The 1,733-nt window shown below is 60.5% G+C and carries 3 protein-coding genes; 1 reads left to right on the plus strand and 2 read right to left on the minus strand.

Annotated elements, in window-relative coordinates; all coding sequences use genetic code 11:
• Positions 1–135: 135 nt before the first annotated feature.
• Positions 136–288 (minus strand): hypothetical protein, encoded by a 153-nt coding sequence (locus tag CKO36_RS18955; RefSeq protein WP_200286464.1) that lies wholly within the window; start codon positions 286–288, stop codon positions 136–138.
• A 58-nt stretch (positions 289–346) separates the two neighbouring features.
• Entirely contained in the window at positions 347–820 is a 474-nt protein-coding gene (locus tag CKO36_RS18960) for a transposase (protein WP_200286462.1), read from the minus strand.
• 600 nt (positions 821–1,420) lie between these two features.
• Here CKO36_RS18960 and CKO36_RS18965 point away from each other — a divergent pair.
• A partial coding sequence (locus CKO36_RS18965; protein WP_200286463.1) for a helix-turn-helix domain-containing protein occupies positions 1,421–1,733 on the plus strand: 313 nt, incomplete at its 3' end.

Here is a 1,733-nt window from a genome sequence, read left to right on the forward strand (position 1 = left end):
GGCATGCGCTGGAAAACCAAAGGCGCCGGGATTGTACTCAGCCTGCGGGCGCTGAGCCAAACGACCGGGCGCTGGCAACAATTTTGGCAGCGAATTGATCAATTCGGTGCCGCCTGTTTCGGGTGATGACATTATTCAAAGGCCGCACCCGCTGGTCAGCGCCATTTCCAGCTCCAGTTCCACCACCCAGGGCGCATCGGCAAAGACATCCATCAGGGCAATGCCAAAGGCGCGGTGCCATTGGCGCAGCGGGGCTTTTTCTGTGGACTTGGGAGTATCGGTGGGCATGCAGCAAGTTTAGCGGATCGGGCGCGGGTTGGCCTTCGAAGTGCTCAATCCACTCATTTTACTCCGGTGGTCTGGTAATTGATCGCTCTATCAATGGTATAGCCAAACAGCCAAACCTGCCAGACTCGAATTCTCTTCGAGCCTGGCTTTTCTTGCTGGCATCGATATTCAGCATGCCATTGACATCCTCGCCGACCACACAGCGTTCGCCTCGAACCCGCACACCACGCACGCGAACCGAGTTGAGCATGGACTTGGCCTGAACATGGGTTCCCGGCGCGTCCAGCGTCCCGGCTGCCGACGCCGACAGAGTGCGAACCTGCAAGTCCTTGATGCACAGCATCGCGTGGTTTTTGCTGATCGTGGTGGTGGTCTTGTGCAGGGAGTCGCGCCGGGCGTTGACGCTCTTGGTATGGATGCGCTGGATCTTGGCTTTTGCCTTTTTTCCAGTTTGCACAGCGCGGCCTATCAGGCAACTCGGGCGATAGAGGGTTCGGGACGCTTGGGTCAGCCGCTTCGATGATGGCGACATCGAGCAGTTGGCCACACGATCAGTATCAGGATGACTGGCGGCTGCAAGACTGCCACGAGGCTACTGCCTGCCGGTTCGAGTGCTTGGCGTTGGAGCTGCCAATAGCAGACATTTTCGAGGATCTGCCAGCACAGGATTGTTCATTGCTCTGAAGGGGGTTGCGCCGACGCTGAAGCTTGGTTGGCCGCTTTGTAAACCGCCGCCGAGCCACTGGCGGCAATCCTGGCTTGCCGCTAGCGGCAACTCTGACCTGTCTCCAGCGGCAACCAAACGGGCGAAGGGACGCGACGAAAGCAAAGACCCCCAAGCCCCCCGTCGGGGGCCAGGCGAATCCCGCTGATCAGCCGCCTAAACGAAAAACGGCGCCGCAGATTGCACTGCGGCGCCGTTTGGGCTTAACCTATTTGCCGTCTGTCAAGGGTAGGCGCCCTTGACAGCAAAGCCAACGTCCGACTGAGATAGCAGTCTTTCGATGAGCACCGGCCTGCATAGTCTAACAAGCTCTCCGCCTGGCGTCAGCCTGCGCGGTCATTGTGCGCTTTGGGCGGCGGTCTCACCTGTTCCTCGGTCGGTTCCTGAACCCTGCTTCGGAGAACCGCCATGTCCCCGGTTGATATCCTTCAATGGCTGCGCGAGCTGCTCGCCTGCCCAAATCTGACCCCGGCTGAGGCCAAAATCGGCCATGCCATCGCGTTGCGCATCAACAGCCGCAGCAGCACCTGCTGGCCGAGCCTGGATACCTTGGCGCGTGATGCAGCGCTGTCGGTTTCAGTCGCCGCGCGTGCGGTGGCCAAGCTCGCGCGGCTCGGCTTGATCCTCATCCAGCGCACCGGGCGCAGCAGCGTTTATCGCCTGCGCTGCAAGGCCACAACACCCACGGCCCCCAAGCCCCCCAAGCCCTTCCCTCCGATTC

This window comes from Rhabdochromatium marinum (assembly GCF_016583795.1).
In the GTDB taxonomy this organism is placed as follows: domain Bacteria; phylum Pseudomonadota; class Gammaproteobacteria; order Chromatiales; family Chromatiaceae; genus Rhabdochromatium; species Rhabdochromatium marinum.